The 13,248-nt window shown below is 51.7% G+C and carries 14 protein-coding genes; 5 read left to right on the top strand and 9 right to left on the bottom strand.

The annotated features are described in order from the left end of the window. Nucleotides 1-2 precede the first annotated feature (2 nt). From artJ (JFY74_08810) to artJ (JFY74_08795), 4 genes are all read left to right on the top strand, one after another. Nucleotides 3-734, top strand: a complete 732-nt coding sequence (artJ, locus tag JFY74_08810) for an arginine ABC transporter substrate-binding protein (protein QQG30104.1) — start codon at nt 3-5, stop codon at nt 732-734. Between the two features lie 11 nt (nt 735-745). Then, nucleotides 746-1,462 carry an arginine ABC transporter permease ArtQ gene (gene artQ / locus JFY74_08805; GenBank protein ID QQG30103.1) on the top strand — a complete coding sequence of 239 codons (717 nt, stop codon included), beginning with the start codon at nt 746-748 and terminating at the stop codon, nt 1,460-1,462. Then, complete coding sequence (artM, locus tag JFY74_08800; protein ID QQG30102.1) at nt 1,462-2,130, top strand: arginine ABC transporter permease ArtM; 669 nt, start codon at nt 1,462-1,464, stop codon at nt 2,128-2,130. Before artQ ends, artM begins: the two co-directional genes overlap by 1 nt. A gap of 290 nt (nt 2,131-2,420) precedes the next feature. After that, nucleotides 2,421-3,152: an arginine ABC transporter substrate-binding protein gene (gene artJ, locus JFY74_08795; protein ID QQG30101.1), complete on the top strand. Its 732-nt coding sequence runs from the start codon at nt 2,421-2,423 to the stop codon at nt 3,150-3,152. Nucleotides 3,153-3,519: 367 nt separating this feature from the next. Here the strand turns inward: artJ (JFY74_08795) and rlmC are convergent, their stop codons facing one another. The 9 genes from rlmC to nfsA all read right to left on the bottom strand — a co-directional run bounded on the left by rlmC (nt 3,520) and on the right by nfsA (nt 12,452). Beyond that, nucleotides 3,520-4,653, bottom strand: a complete 1,134-nt coding sequence (gene rlmC / locus JFY74_08790) for a 23S rRNA (uracil(747)-C(5))-methyltransferase RlmC (GenBank protein QQG30100.1) — start codon at nt 4,651-4,653, stop codon at nt 3,520-3,522. Nucleotides 4,654-4,777: 124 nt separating this feature from the next. Next, complete coding sequence (locus tag JFY74_08785) at nt 4,778-5,230, bottom strand: YbjO family protein (protein QQG30099.1); 453 nt, start codon at nt 5,228-5,230, stop codon at nt 4,778-4,780. A gap of 189 nt (nt 5,231-5,419) precedes the next feature. Beyond that, complete coding sequence (gene potI, locus JFY74_08780) at nt 5,420-6,265, bottom strand: putrescine ABC transporter permease PotI (protein QQG30098.1); 846 nt, start codon at nt 6,263-6,265, stop codon at nt 5,420-5,422. After that, nucleotides 6,262-7,227: a putrescine ABC transporter permease PotH gene (gene potH / locus JFY74_08775; protein QQG30097.1), complete on the bottom strand. Its 966-nt coding sequence runs from the start codon at nt 7,225-7,227 to the stop codon at nt 6,262-6,264. Before potH ends, potI begins: the two co-directional genes overlap by 4 nt. Nucleotides 7,228-7,241: 14 nt before the next feature. Next, entirely contained in the window at nt 7,242-8,375 is a 1,134-nt protein-coding gene (gene potG / locus JFY74_08770; protein QQG30491.1) for a putrescine ABC transporter ATP-binding subunit PotG, read from the bottom strand. Between the two features lie 205 nt (nt 8,376-8,580). After that, nucleotides 8,581-9,690: a spermidine/putrescine ABC transporter substrate-binding protein PotF gene (potF, locus tag JFY74_08765; protein QQG30096.1), complete on the bottom strand. Its 1,110-nt coding sequence runs from the start codon at nt 9,688-9,690 to the stop codon at nt 8,581-8,583. A gap of 372 nt (nt 9,691-10,062) precedes the next feature. Continuing rightward, a complete protein-coding gene (locus JFY74_08760; GenBank protein ID QQG30490.1) occupies nt 10,063-10,542 on the bottom strand; it encodes a YbjN domain-containing protein in 480 nt (159 codons plus the stop codon). 262 nt (nt 10,543-10,804) lie between these two features. After that, a complete protein-coding gene (gene rimK, locus JFY74_08755) occupies nt 10,805-11,716 on the bottom strand; it encodes a 30S ribosomal protein S6--L-glutamate ligase (protein ID QQG30095.1) in 912 nt (303 codons plus the stop codon). A gap of 16 nt (nt 11,717-11,732) precedes the next feature. Continuing rightward, complete coding sequence (gene nfsA, locus JFY74_08750) at nt 11,733-12,452, bottom strand: oxygen-insensitive NADPH nitroreductase (protein ID QQG30094.1); 720 nt, start codon at nt 12,450-12,452, stop codon at nt 11,733-11,735. 513 nt (nt 12,453-12,965) lie between these two features. Between nfsA and JFY74_08745 the strand changes: the two genes are divergently transcribed. Further along, the gene (locus JFY74_08745; GenBank protein ID QQG30093.1) at nt 12,966-13,232 is read left to right on the top strand and encodes a GrxA family glutaredoxin; all 267 of its coding nucleotides are present in this window, start codon (nt 12,966-12,968) and stop codon (nt 13,230-13,232) included. Nucleotides 13,233-13,248 lie beyond the last annotated feature (16 nt).

Below are 13,248 nucleotides of genomic sequence, written 5' to 3'. Positions count from 1 at the left end.
TAATGAAAAAATTGATTGTTGCAGCCTTATTCGCCGTTGGTGCCGCCTCTGCTAATGCTGCGGACACCATCCGTTTCGCGACCGAAGCGTCCTACCCTCCGTTCGAATTTGTCGATGCCAATAACCAGATCCAAGGTTTTGATATCGATCTGGCCAATGCGCTGTGCAAAGAAATGCAGGCGACCTGTACGTTCAGCAATCAGGCTTTCGACAGCCTGATCCCCGGTCTGAAATTCCGTCGTTTTGAAGCGGTCATCGCGGGGATGGATATAACGCCAGAACGTCAACAGCAGGTGTCGTTCACGCAGCCTTATTATGATAACTCTGCCCTGTTTATCGCCCAGAAGGGGAAAGTCGCCGATGTTGCTGCGTTGGCTGGCAAACGCGTTGGCGTACAAAATGGCACCACCCACCAGAAATACCTGATGGAAAAGCATAGCGACATCAAAACGGTACCTTACGATAGCTACCAGAATGCCGTGTTGGATCTGAAGAATGGTCGTCTGGATGCCGTGTTCGGTGATACCGCTGTGGTTAACGAATGGCTGAAGCAGAACGATACGCTGGTGACCGTTGGTCAAAGCGTGACGGATAAAGGCTACTTCGGTATCGGTCTGGGCATTGCCGTGCGTCAGAACAACGATGAGTTGCTGAAAAAATTCAATGATGCGCTCAACAAAATCAAGCAGGATGGCACTTACGAGACCATCTACAAAAAATGGTTCCAGCAGTAATCTGACGCTCAATGATTGAATTTCAACCTCTTGCAAGCGCCGCCGGGATGACCGTCGGCCTTGCCGTTTGTGCACTGGTGCTCGGCCTCGTGCTAGCGATGCTGTTTGCCGTTTGGGAAACTGTCCGCTGGAAAGCCGTCAGCTGGGCGGGAACCGCCGTCGTAACGCTGTTGCGCGGCCTGCCAGAAATTCTGGTTGTGCTGTTCATCTATTTCGGCTCTTCTCAACTGCTGATGATGCTGGCAGACGGTTTTACTCTGAATCTCTTCATCGTGCAGATTCCGGTAAAACTGGATATCGGCATGTTTGAAATCAGCCCATTCCTCTGCGGCGTGATTGCGCTGGCGCTGCTGTATGCGGCCTACGCTTCCCAAACGCTGCGCGGCGCGCTGAAAGCCGTCCCGCAAGGGCAATGGGAATCGGGTCAGGCACTGGGACTCAGTAAATCCGCGATCTTTTCCCGTCTGATCATGCCGCAAATGTGGCGTCACGCCCTGCCGGGGTTAGGTAATCAGTGGCTGGTATTGCTAAAAGATACCGCGCTGGTGTCGCTGATCAGCGTGAACGATTTGATGCTGCAAACCAAAAGTATTGCGACACGGACGCAAGAGCCCTTCACCTGGTACGTTGTCGCGGCGGCGATCTATTTGATTATTACGCTGTTAAGTCAATATGTGCTGAAACGCATTGAACTGCGCACCACGCGTTTTGAGCGGAGGCCTTCCTGATGCTCGCTTATTTACCTGAGCTAGTAAAAGGCCTGCATACCAGCCTGACCTTAACTGCCGTTTCCATCGTCGTAGCGCTGGTGTTATCACTGCTGCTGACTGTGGTGCTGACGCTCAAAACGCCGATCATATCGCTGTTGGCAAAAGGCTACATTACGCTGTTTACCGGTACGCCGCTGCTGGTGCAAATCTTCCTGATTTACTATGGACCCGGACAGTTTACCTCTATCCAGCAAATCCCCTGGCTGTGGAACCTGCTTTCGCAGCCGTGGCTATGTGCGATGGTGGCGCTAGCGCTCAATAGTGCAGCGTATACTACGCAGCTGTTCTATGGTGCGGTAAAAGCGATCCCTGCCGGACAGTGGCAATCCTGTGCCGCGTTGGGCATGGATCAGAAGCAAACATTACGTATTTTGCTGCCGTTTGCGTTTAAACGCGCGCTGTCTTCTTATTCAAATGAAGTGGTGTTGGTATTTAAGAGTACCTCACTGGCTTACACCATCACGCTGATGGAAGTCATGGGCTACAGCCAACTGATGTACGGTCGGACGTATGATGTGATGGTGTTTGGTGCCGCTGGGATTATCTACCTGTGCGTCAACGGGTTACTGACGCTGCTGATGCGCTGGGTCGAGCGGCGCTCACTGGCATTCGAGCGCCGTAATTAATCCTTATCACCCTTATCCGCGCATTACTCGCTTAGAAAGCAGGCTTTGATAGCCTGCTTTTTTTATGGCGTGCCATCCCTAGCCGCCACCCTTACGGGCCGTTGCTGACGCAACGTTAAAAATTTCTCCCGGAAATTTTTTATGGCCTGCTGATGTAAAAACATGCAATGAATCGACTTATTAATCATTTTAATTGCATATAAATTCAATCAATGGCATGGTAATCGCCATGATATCGGAACCCTTCCGCACAACTATATTTATCAATATAAGAGAAACAGGAGTAGGTAATGAAAAAATTAGTGCTCGCCACGTTACTGGCAGGAATCGCCTTCAGCGCCACCGCCGCAGACACCATCCGTTTTGCGTCATCAGCCACCTACCCGCCATTTGAGTCACTGGATGCCAGTAACGAAATCGTCGGTTTCGATATGGATCTGGCGAAAGCGCTGTGTAAGCAAATGCAGGCGACTTGTACGTTCACCAATCAGGCGTTTGACAGCCTGATCCCTGCGCTGAAATTCCGCCGCTATGACGCAGTGATTTCCGGTATGGACATCACGCCAGAGCGCAGCAAGCAGGTCGCGTTTACGCAGCCTTACTATGCCAACTCCGCCGTGGTTATCGCGCAGAAAGGCAAATTCAGCGACTTTGCCGCGATGAAAGGCAAACGTATCGGGATGGAAAACGGCACGACGCACCAGAAATACATGCACGACAAGCACCCGGAAGTGCAAACCGTTTCTTATGACAGCTATCAGAACGCGGTGCTGGATCTGAAGAATGGCCGTATTGATGGCGTATTCGGTGATACCGCTGTCGTCAACGAATGGATCAAGACGAACCCTGAACTGGCAACGGTTGGCGAACATGTGACTGACGCAGAATACTTCGGCACCGGACTGGGCATCGCCGTTCGCCCCGATGACAAATCACTGCTGGAGAAGTTAAATAAAGCGCTGGATGCCATCAAAGCTGACGGCACTTACAAAACCATTAACGACAAGTGGTTCCCGCAATAAGATCCACTTAGCTTAACGCGGTGTGATACACCGCGTTATTAAACGCTTCCACTATTCCATGTCAGATAGTCCAAAGGTTTCGTGCGTGTTAATTACAGTATTCTTTTGTCATTTCATCACACGCCCGACAAGGAGCGCTCAACCGCCGCAGCTCCTTGACCTCTGGCTTTGAAGGCGTGAATTATGCCGCTGCGCGGTCCCATCGGCGTTCATGACCGCTAATCGAGCCGCCAGTGACGCGTTCCCGACGCGGCACTGACTTTCGCGGCATCCATGCCGCTCACTCGGCGGTCAAGCCCACCGATGCATAATTTTTTACGCCTTTTATAGCAAATCCCACAAAGCATTCAGATGTCCTGACTTTGCCTTAGCCATCCTCACGCTTCAGTAACGTCAGTACTTCGTAGTGCGCCGTATGCGGGAACATATCGAACAGCTGTACGCGCAGCGCACGGTAATTCGCTAGTTCCGTCATATCTTTCGCCATGCTTTCAGCGTTACAGCTGGAGTAGAGAATATAGTCGGGTGCCATGCGGCTCAGGTAGGCGCACAGTTCGCTGCCGATACCGCGGCGCGGCGGATTGACCAACACCAGATCAGGGATTTCCGCTTTAGCCGTCGCGAACTGCGTTGAATCCAGCGCCTGAAACTCCACCTGCTTCAATCCTAACTGTTCCGCAGAGCGACGCGCACAGGCTATCGCCTCAGCGCTGATTTCAATGCCCGTCAGACGCATCTCAGGCGACGCACAGTGCAGGCCAAAACCCCCTACCCCGCAAAACAGATCCCACATGCTAGTAATATCCAACTCTGCAACCCAATCGCGTGCCGTCGCATACAGCGCGGCTGCCACCTGCGGGTTCGTCTGGAAAAAGCTTTGCGGGCGAATATACAGCGGTACCTGATTGAATTGTTCTGCCAGCGCGGCAGCATCACTCAGGATAATCTCCGTTTTCCCTTCCATAATCGCCTGATGCACAGGCTGAATATTGGCGGATATCACCTCAAGCTGAGGTAATTGCTGCTGTAGCCACGGCAATGCGGCACGCAACTGCGCCAGCTTGGTTTCTGAGCGCAAGACAAAACGCAGCATGAACGTACCGTGCTGCGTACTTTCCGTCAGCAGCAGGTATTTCAGTTCCCCGCGACGTCGAGCCACGTTATAAGGCGTCAGCCCTGCCCTTGCGATGAAGACTTTAAGCACGTCGAAAACCGGCGCAAAGCTGGACGGATAAAGCGGGCAATCGCAGAGATCCACCGCCGTTCCATCGCGATGCAGCATCCCCAGCAGCGGGCGTTCCACGCTGCCGCTTACCACCATTTTGGCTTTATTACGAAATGCAGACTGCGCAGAAGGTTGCACGGGCAACCAGCGCTGCACGGCGTGAGGGTGCAGCAAACCTTCAAGATGCTGCTGCTTATCAGACAATTGCTGCGGGTAGGCTTTTTCCAACCATTGGCAGGAACGACAGGTTCCCGTGCTGTAGCGGGCACAATGCATAAAAATCTAACTATTAAAATAATACGGAATGCGAGGATTATATCACTCTGGCGGCGTCACCCTGCGACCTTTTACTGATTCATGGTGACGCCAGCAGCCAGATTAGCTCATAAGAGAGAAATGCCTACTTCTGCCGCGTAAAAAAACGCTTACTGCGTCGTGGCAAAAATAGTAAAACAATCACCAGAAGATCCGGGATCTTTTGCAACAGGAGCTGATGCAGCACGGCAGCATTGTTCTCTCCTGAGATATGAAATATCGCTGGCATAAGTTCACTGAATGACGCTAGCAGCAGGTAACACACCACGACGGCCTGACAGGCCACATAACCCCATCGCCCCCAGTTCACTCCGGCCAAAACGGCAAAGCCACAGCGAATTTCAACGCCGACGATAATCAGCGATAGCAGTAACACCAGCGTTGAATCCCAGGCTTCCGCGTTGCTGCCAATCCAGCCGCTCAAATCGCTGAGCCCTAGCTCCCACACCAGCAGCAAAATCCCCAAAAAACGGGTAGCAATAATCGCAATCCCCGCCACCATCACTGGCACCGGGGCATAAACTTTGCGTTGTGTCATTTCCTTCTTCGTGTACAGAATTTCAACGCTCTCCCTTCATGCGGCATTTACCCGCCAAAAATACAGCACCAATATAGAATCCGATGCCAATATAAAACGTGATACTGATATAAAACAGCAACGCCCCCATACTCTGGCGGCGTTGCTGGAAATCTTCGCTAGGCTAACAAATTACGATGAGAAATCGAATCAGCCGCGTCTCGCTTTTTGCATATCACGATAGCGCTGCTTCTCTGCTCTCGCCATAAACCACCAGGCGATAAACCCAATAATACCAACGACTAACAATATCAGGGAAGCCAAGGCGTTAATTTGTGGATTAACGCCCATTCTGACGCTGGAGAACACCAGCATTGGTAACGTTGTCGAGCCGGGCCCTGCCACGAAGCTGGCGATAACCAGATCGTCCAGCGACAGCGTAAACGCCAGCAGCCAGCCGGAAAGCAGCGCGGGTGCAATCATCGGCACAGTGATGATGAAGAACACCTTGAGCGGATTCGCCCCCAGATCCATCGCAGCTTCTTCAATCGAACGATCAAGCTCACGCATGCGAGCGCTGATCACCACGGTGACATACGCGGTACAGAACGTGACGTGCGCCAGCCAGATAGTGAACATCCCTCGCTCTGCTGGCCACCCAATGGCATGCCCTAATGCAACAAAGAGCAACAACAGCGACAGGCCGGTAATCACATCCGGCATGACCAGCGGTGCCGTCAGCATAAAAGCAAACCCATTGGAGCCACGGAAACGGCCAAAACGCACCATGACCACGGCGGCAATCGTCCCAAGAATCACGGCCATCGTGGCCGAGGCGGCAGCAATCGTCAGGCTCAGGAGCACCGCGCTGATCATCGCCGTATTGTGGAACAGTTCGACGTACCAACGTGCTGACCAGCCAGCCCATACGGTCACCAGCTTGGAACTGTTGAACGAGTAGATCACCAGCATCAGCATCGGCGCATAGAGGAACGTAAAGCACAGCACCAAAATCACAATACGCCACGGTGAGCGAACGACAGGTAAATTATTCACGCTTCACCCTCCGCAGTTTTACTCTGATGTTTGTGGAACCAGATAATCGGCATAATCAACAGCAACAGCATGACGACGGCAACGGCAGATGCCACCGGCCAATCGCGGTTATTGAAGAATTCCTGCCACAGAATACGGCCAATCATGATGCTGTCCGGCCCGCCGAGCAGTTCTGGAATCACGTACTCCCCCACCGCAGGGATGAAGACCAGCATAGAGCCCGCAATAATTCCGCCTTTCGTTAAGGGGACGATCACGCTGAAGAAGGTTCTTAGCGGTCGCGCGCCCAGATCCAACGACGCTTCCACTAACGAATAGTCCAGACGCATCAACGCGGTATAGATCGGCAACACCATAAACGGCAGATAGGAATACACAACGCCGATATAAACCGCCAAATTGGTGTGCAGAATGACCAGCGGTTCATCGATCACACCCAGCCACAGCAGAAAGTTATTCAGGATTCCGTTATTTTTCAGAATCCCCATCCAGGCGTAGACGCGAATCAGGAATGATGTCCACGATGGAAGAATCACCAGCAACAACAGGATATTACGCGTTGACGGTTTACTGTGCGCCACCGCCCAAGCTAGCGGATAGCCGATAAGCAAGCAGCACAGCGTCGACACGGCAGCAACCTGAAGCGATTGCATATAGGCATCGAAATACAGCGGATCGTCCAATAAATGCAGGTAGTTCCCAAGGTTCAGGGAAATATCCAGTTTGCCGTCCAGCCACGAAACCAGATCGGTATAAGGCGGGATCGCCCGCGCCATCTCTGCAAAACTGATTTTGAACACGATCAGGAACGGCAGCATGAACAGCAGTAGCAGCCACAGATACGGCAGCGCGATGACCAGCTTGCGCCCGTGTTTTTGACGCCAACGCGCCATCAGTACACGAAGCCAGAGTCTGGCCTTGCCCGGTGGTTCCGCCGTGTTATGTTCGGGAAATGAAGTCATGGTATTCTTCCTCGCTACACCGTCAGAACGACACAGCTATCCGCATCCCAGCACAACCGAACCTCATCTCCCCAGGTCGGCATGCCTTTGCGATAGCGGTAGGCATTTTGTAACTGCGCGCTGATAGTTTGCCCGCTGTTGAGCCTGACGTGGTAAATCGACAAGTCGCCCAGATAGGCGATGTGGACCACTTCCCCTACCGCGAAGTTACAACCGTCGGCCGGAACCTCTTCGCACAACATGATTTTCTCAGGACGCAACGCGATGTAGACCGGAACACCATCGACCACCGAGACATCAGAATCCACCTTCAGCGGATGCATCAGTCCGGGGCTTTTGATGATCAGCGCATCGTCCTGACGTTCCTGCAAGATCCCTTCAAACATATTGACTGAGCCGATGAACTCCGCGCTGAAACGCGTGTTCGGGTGCTCATAAATCTCTTCCGGTTCGCCAATCTGTACGAATTTACCGCGATTCATAATGGCAATACGACCCGCCATGGTCATGGCTTCTTCCTGATCGTGCGTCACCATCACGCAGGTCACGCCCACGCGTTCCAGAATATCGACGACTTCAAGCTGCATACGGTCGCGTAATTTTTTGTCCAGTGCCCCCATTGGTTCGTCCAGCAATAGCAGTTTGGGACGCTTCGCCAGGCTACGAGCCAACGCAACACGCTGACGCTGGCCGCCGGAAAGTTGATGAGGTTTACGATTGGCAAACTCCTGCATGTGCACCAGCGACAGCATCTCTTCCACACGATCTTTAATTTCTGCGCGTGGTAGCTTGTCCTGCTTCAGACCAAACGCGATATTCTTTTCCACCGTCATGTGTGGGAACAACGCATAAGACTGGAACATCATATTGATGGGACGCTGGTAAGGCGGCACCAATGACAAATCCTGACCATCCAGAACAATCTGCCCCTGTGTGGGAAGCTCAAAACCTGCCAGCATGCGCAGCAGCGTGGATTTCCCACAGCCAGAGGCACCCAGCAGAGCAAAAATTTCACCTTTATAAATCGTCAGGCTGACATCATCAACGGCGGCCTGACCATCGAACGACTTCGTCAGGTTGCGCACTTCCAGCAGCGGCGTAGCCGCTTTTTGAGGTTTTGATTGAGGGCGGGGGATCGCGTCATTCACTTCGCATTGCTCTCCGGCAAAAGCAGAACAAGTCACACCGTGGATGCCGCCATTCAGGGCTTTTGCATTCAGCGGTGTGACACAATATAGAGCGCGAACAGGCGGATTATCCGCCTGTTCTTTGCCACATTTTATACCCATCCATTTTCTGGTTGCTGAAACCAGCAACCGTCAAGCGCGTGGGTAACGATTCAGATCCAAGAGGCTATTTGCCGCTTTTAACCTTAGTCCATGCGCGAGTACGCGTACGGTCAATCTGAGGAGATTGCACTTTAAGCGTAAACAGTTTGGCACGCACATCCGCTGGCGGATAAACGCCTGGGTTATTACGAATTTCTTCGTTCACCAACGGTAAGGAAGCCAGATTACCGCTCGCGTAATACACGTGGTTACTGATTTCAGCCATCACTTCTGGCTTCATCAGGTAATCCAGAAACGCATAGGTTTCATCCAGATTTTTAGCATCTTTCGGAATGGCGAGAACGTCAAAGAATGCCAGCGCGCCTTCTTTCGGAATGCTGTACTGAATATTCACCCCGTTTTTCGCTTCTTTCGCACGGTTTCCTGCTTGCAAAATATCACCCGCCCAGCCTACCGCGACACAGATATCGCCGTTCGCCAGATCGTTAATGTATTGCGAGGAATGGAAGTAGCGAATGCTCGGACGCAGTTTCAGCAGCAGATCGGTCGCAGAGGTGGTGTAATCACCCGGCTTGGTGCTGTTCGGATCTTTACCCTGATAGTTCAGCACGGTTGCAAAGATCTCTTCTGGCGCATCCAGGAAGGAGACACCACAACTTTTCAGCTTTTCCAGATTTTCTGGCTTCAGCACCAAATCCCAGCTGTTAACCGGTGCATCAGCACCTAGTGCAGCTTTCACTTTCTCAACGTTATAGCCGATTCCCGTGGTCGCCCACAGGTAAGGCAGGGCATATTTATTGTCTGGATCGTGCTGTGCGATCAACTTCATCAGCTCAGGATCCAGATTTTTGTAATTCGGCAGTTTGCTCTTGTCTAATGGCTGAAACACTCCCGCAGAGAGCTGACGCTCCAGGAAGCTAGCAGAAGGCACGACCAGATCAAAACCCGTGCTGCCCGCCATGAGCTTGCCTTCCAACACTTCGTTGGAGTCAAATACGTCATAGACGACCTTAATGCCGGTTTCTTTCTGGAAATTGGCTAACGTGTTCGGTGCGATATAGTCGGACCAGTTATAAACATGCAGCGTTTTCTCTTCCGCAGATGCGGTGACGGACGCGGCCATCAGCAAGCCGGTAACAACACCCGATAGCCATTTTTTACGTTGGGTGAACATCCGTTCCTTCCTCCATACAAGGGGGTGATTCATGGGAGTTAATCTGTATCGTTCCGATACAAAATATGTCCTGCCACGCTATCCAACCGGTGAATGAGTATGCACCGATTTTTATTCGCTCAGACACAGACATAGCCCTGATTTCGCTGTCTGTGTCTTACAGGAATAAAGCATAACCCCACAACATCGTGCGCACCATACTTGAACGTAAAAAATGGGTTTTAACGATTATTTATTCACATTTTATCGATGTGATGAAGGCATTTAGCGGTAAACAAAGAGAAATATCTGGCAATAATGCGAAATAACCAGAATAAATGGCGGTGAAAGGAAAATAAGTAAAACCAATTGCTGCCGTTGGCAGCAACCGTATCAATGCAGATGAGAGGTGGTGACTCTGGCAGCAGAGCCCTCTTCTTCCTCACCGATAAACAGCAGATTATTAGCGCCGGCCTCAAGGATCACCATTGAGATTTGTTCTTCGGACTGCTGCATGAAATGTCTGAATTGTTCCAACGTCATGCCAGCGGCCACGCTGAATGACTGGCAGACAATCAACTTCGGCAGGTTATCGTCCTGAACGTCGATAAATGCCTTCACGGTCAACGAGCTGGCATTGATTTGGCTCAAGTCGCCGACCAGAGGAATCAACGCGCTGGGCTTCACTTCGGCAAGGGCAGAAAACAGGATCACGTTATCTACCAGATCAACTTTCGCATCGAACACGCCATCAAAATTTTGCATATGAGGAAGATGGAGCGCCTGACAGGAATCACATTCGAAATACAGAATGTTCAGTTGATCCAGCCACCGCCGTAGCATAGCCAAATCCGGGACGATGAGTGAATCCATCATGTTTGCCTCATACCTGCTGCCGTACAGACAGCGTTGTTGAAAAGAAAACACCGTTTACGCAGAAGCGATGTTAAAACAGAAAGAGCCTTAAAAACGGCCCATAGCTTACGGAATATTGCGCGACGATGCCATGATAAAAGCGCCTCTCCGTCCGCTTTCGTCGGCCCACTGCGCGGCGGCGCACCACCTCGCACCTCACCAATGCCCACACGCCAATGGGGTACGCCGCATTTTACGGCGCAGCCCCCGTTTCAGAAAGCTAACTTTTACTTATTGTTGTCGATATTGCGAAGCGCCTCAGGGTATTTTGCTCAATAAACTCAATCATCATGTCGGCAATATCGAGTCCGGTCGTCGTTTCAATCCCTTCCAGCCCCGGCGAGGCGTTGACTTCCATCACCAGCGGCCCCCTATCGGCACGCAAAATGTCGACGCCTGCAACATTCAGCCCCAGCGTTTTTGTCGCCTTGATGGCGATCGCACGCTCCTTCGCCGTAATCTTCACTTTATTCGCTGACCCGCCGCGATGCAGGTTTGAACGGAATTCCCCCGCTTTCGCCTGTCGCTCAATTGCTGCAACAACCCGGTTACCGATCACAAAACAGCGGATATCTTTACCCTGCGCTTCATGCACGTATTCCTGCACCAGGATGTGCGCATTCAGCCCGCGAAAGGCATCAATCACGCTTTCCGCCGCCTGTCGCGTCTCGGCCAATACCACACCGATTCCCTGTGTACCTTCCACCAGTTTTACGACCAGCGGCGCACCGCCCACCATCGCAATCAGATCGCCGGTGTCATCCGGCGAGTGAGCAAATCCGGTGATCGGTAAGTCAATCCCTTCGCGGGCAAGCAGTTGCAGCGAATGCAGTTTGTCGCGGGCGCGAATGATAGCGACAGAATTATTCAGCGGGTAGCTGCCCAGCATTTCAAACTGGCGCAATACCGCCGTACCATAAAACGTGATCTGTGAACCGATACGCGGAATAACCGCATCAAATTTATCCAGCCGACGCCCGCGGTAATGCACCGACGGCGCCGCCGAATTGATATTCATGTAGCAGGAAAGCGGGTCAATAATCTCAATGCTGTGCTTGCGCGCCTCAGCCGCTTCACGCAGGCGTTTGCAGGAATATAACGCCCCATCACGAGACAGAATGGCTATCTTCATAAATATCCTACGGATACTAGCGTATCGCCCATCCTTGTTGATGTAAGTAGTCCAGCATAAAGGGACGTAACTCTTTTTTCAGCGTCCGTTCCACGTGCTCGCTCCAACTTTCACGACGGCTACCGGTACGTTGCAGGTAATATTCCACCATTTGCTGGTCGTATTGCGCCAGCACATCATGGTCGAGCGGATGATAGACATTTTCATGCAGCAGCATAGCGGTTGGCATGCGCGGTTTCAGCATCGGTTCCGCGTCCGGGTGCCCCAGACACAGGCCAAACAACGGCAGAACTAACGTTGGCAGTTGCAACAACCGCGTCACGTCAGCGATTCGATTGCGGATCCCGCCGATAAATACCCCGCCCAATCCCAATGACTCGGCAGCAACCAGTGCATTCTGCGCCATGATAGCGGTATCAACACAGCCAATCAGCAATTGCTCCGCCAGCCCGGTTTCTGCCTGTGGAAAGATCGCCACATGCCGGTGGAAATCGGCACAAAAGACCCAAAACTCCGCCGCCTGCGCCACATAACCTTGCTCACCGGTATAGTGAACAAGCGTTTCCCGCACGGCAGGATCGGTAATACGGATAATTGAGCTGCATTGTAAAAAGCTGGAGCTGGAGGCACTTTGTGCAGAGGTAATGATGGCGTGGCGTTGCTCATCCGTTATGGCCTGAGACGTAAACGCGCGAATAGAACGGTGGCGCTGTAGCAAATCAATCGTTGGTGTCACACTGGCATCCTTCAGTCGGTAAAGTTATTGCATCATCTATACCCTAAATAATTCAAGTTGCAGGACAAAACGTTAACGTTTTGAACAACGCAAAGCGTTGACCCTTTAGGGCGAGGCTCATCTATGGGCCTCGTAACGCGGCAAGAGAAGGACAAATTCTTCGGGAACGAATTTGACCAGCCAACGGCTGGCCTCTGGTGAGAGACAGGATGTCTCTCATTTCATCCCGATGAGCTTACTCAAGTAAGTGATTCGGGTGAGTGAGCGCAGCCAACGCGCATGCAGCTTGAAGTATGACGGGTATAATAGCTTCAGCAAATCGTTATAACAGGTAATGACTACTTTTTTTCATCAATGAATGCGGGCATAGTATTGGTAAATTTCGGTATAGTAGCGCGATTCGCAGTAACCTCATTGACCGTAACACTTTTAGCCGTGACCTTGTCTGTAATAGGCGTCACGCTATCCGTTTCAAGAATGAGAACATTTTTCTAATTTTACAAAGGAGTTTACATGTTCGCTGTAATTTTCGGGCGCCCTGCTTGCCCTTATTGTGTACGTGCGAAAGAACTGGCAGAGAAACTGGCCGAGCAACGTGATGACTTCAGCTTTCGCTATGTAGACATCCACGCAGAAGGCATCTCGAAAGAAGATTTGTCCAAGACGGTTGGAAAGCCGGTTGAAACCGTACCGCAGATTTTCCTGGATGAAAAACACATCGGCGGCTGCACTGATTTTGAAGCCTATGCCAAAGCGCATCTGGCCCTGTTCCAGTCATAATCATCAAGCTGACAAA

The sequence above is a fragment of the Pectobacterium carotovorum genome (assembly GCA_016415585.1).
Classification (GTDB): Bacteria; Pseudomonadota; Gammaproteobacteria; order Enterobacterales; family Enterobacteriaceae; genus Pectobacterium; species Pectobacterium carotovorum_K.
The sequence above is the reverse complement of the archived record's forward strand: the minus strand, read 5'-3'. Positions and strand labels throughout refer to the sequence as shown.

Bases quoted from the DNA above. Each gene is read 5' to 3' on its own strand.
- rlmC (QQG30100.1), bottom strand. From the start codon at position 4,653: ATGCATTGTGCCCGCTACAGCACGGGAACCTGTCGTTCCTGCCAATGG.
- potH (QQG30097.1), bottom strand. From the start codon at position 7,227: ATGACTTCATTTCCCGAACATAACACGGCGGAACCACCGGGCAAGGCC.
- artM (QQG30102.1), top strand. From the start codon at position 1,462: ATGCTCGCTTATTTACCTGAGCTAGTAAAAGGCCTGCATACCAGCCTG.
- artJ (QQG30104.1), top strand. From the start codon at position 3: ATGAAAAAATTGATTGTTGCAGCCTTATTCGCCGTTGGTGCCGCCTCT.
- JFY74_08760 (QQG30490.1), bottom strand. From the start codon at position 10,542: ATGGATTCACTCATCGTCCCGGATTTGGCTATGCTACGGCGGTGGCTG.
- JFY74_08785 (QQG30099.1), bottom strand. From the start codon at position 5,230: ATGACACAACGCAAAGTTTATGCCCCGGTGCCAGTGATGGTGGCGGGG.
- rimK (QQG30095.1), bottom strand. From the start codon at position 11,716: ATGAAGATAGCCATTCTGTCTCGTGATGGGGCGTTATATTCCTGCAAA.
- artQ (QQG30103.1), top strand. From the start codon at position 746: ATGATTGAATTTCAACCTCTTGCAAGCGCCGCCGGGATGACCGTCGGC.
- potF (QQG30096.1), bottom strand. From the start codon at position 9,690: ATGTTCACCCAACGTAAAAAATGGCTATCGGGTGTTGTTACCGGCTTG.
- artJ (QQG30101.1), top strand. From the start codon at position 2,421: ATGAAAAAATTAGTGCTCGCCACGTTACTGGCAGGAATCGCCTTCAGC.
- JFY74_08745 (QQG30093.1), top strand. From the start codon at position 12,966: ATGTTCGCTGTAATTTTCGGGCGCCCTGCTTGCCCTTATTGTGTACGT.